The sequence below is a fragment of the Ruminiclostridium hungatei genome, from assembly GCF_002051585.1.
GTDB lineage: Bacteria > Bacillota > Clostridia > Acetivibrionales > DSM-1351 > Ruminiclostridium > Ruminiclostridium hungatei.
In genome coordinates this window covers 1-1,116 of the sequence record NZ_MZGX01000073.1, presented here as the reverse complement: position 1 = coordinate 1,116, position 1,116 = coordinate 1, and the positions used below count along the sequence as shown (strand labels likewise).

Here is a 1,116-nt window from a genome sequence, read left to right as displayed (position 1 = left end):
CCAATAGCCTTCCCAGTACGTCGTAGCTCATTTTCAGCAGGCTGCCGTTTTTATCCGTCTTTTGCAGCAGGTTTCCGTTTAAATCATATGAATAGTTTTCGATATTTCCATTTGGATCTGTCATTTTGGTTAGCTTATGGTTTCTGTCATATTCATATTTTGTTACTGAATACTCTGTATCTGTGGAGGCTGCTACATTTTCAAGTCCATTTATTGTTAATGGAGCTTAATGTAGTTCAGCACTTTTGATGCAATTTTAATTTGAAGTCAGACGCGATTACAAAGTGCTGAACTACAATCATCCCCCAAAAAGAAAAAATGATAACAGGAAACCCACCAGACTTCATAAAAAATCTGTCGGACTTCTGTTTGTTATTTCTCTGGTTTATAAATTCCGGCATCTGAAAATTTCGGTTCCTCGTCTTTTACATTAATTACTTTCAAAGAGTATACCCCTACGTTTTCAGGATTGTCATCATCTTTTGTGTATTCCAATATGGAAAACAAGTATTGTTCTTGTTCGGTATATACATTATAGCGAAAACTGGATTTTATTTGTTTATGACCATAATTATTTGTTTCATCTACCGAACCGCCTATTCTATCCCACGATTCAACATTCCCTTTGATAAGGGCAATTAAATAATCTATCCTTTCATCAAGGTCTTTTGCTTCATTTAAAGCCTGTTCAGAGAACATTACCTTTATTCTTTCTTTATCCTTGTTCTTTATGGATTCAATTATTTGTTTCAACCTAGCATCAGCTTTTTCATCATCATTGCTCTTGTTAAGCATACCCACTCTTGACCCTAAGCACGAACTTAGAAGTAATATGTTTCCGAGAAGAAGCAGAACAATAATTTTTTTACTCATCGTTATCCCTCCTGTCTATTAAAACTTAAATGTAGCAATGGATTTTTTATCATCAAATACCCACCTTGTTTCTTCAGGTTTTAATGACTTTTTAAAATCATTATACATAGTGGAGTTATTGAATGTTACTGTGTAAGATACCGTCAAATTATTGGCATTAACCCCCTTATAGTTTGGATTAAAGCCTGTTATCCACCATTGTTTGTCACCAGGACTATAATTAATTATAGTTGATGTCTTATT

2 protein-coding genes and 1 pseudogene are annotated in these 1,116 nt (G+C 34.0%); all 3 read right to left on the bottom strand.

The window, feature by feature from the left end:
• A partial coding sequence (locus CLHUN_RS22955) for an RHS repeat domain-containing protein (protein ID WP_133051139.1) occupies positions 1 to 214 on the bottom strand: 214 nt, incomplete at its 3' end.
• A 158-nt stretch (positions 215 to 372) separates the two neighbouring features.
• Positions 373 to 873 carry a DUF5104 domain-containing protein gene (locus CLHUN_RS21580; RefSeq protein ID WP_080066726.1) on the bottom strand — a complete coding sequence of 167 codons (501 nt, stop codon included), beginning with the start codon at positions 871 to 873 and terminating at the stop codon, positions 373 to 375.
• 18 nt (positions 874 to 891) lie between these two features.
• Positions 892 to 1,116 (bottom strand): annotated as a pseudogene (locus CLHUN_RS21575) (DUF4474 domain-containing protein); the annotation flags it as partial.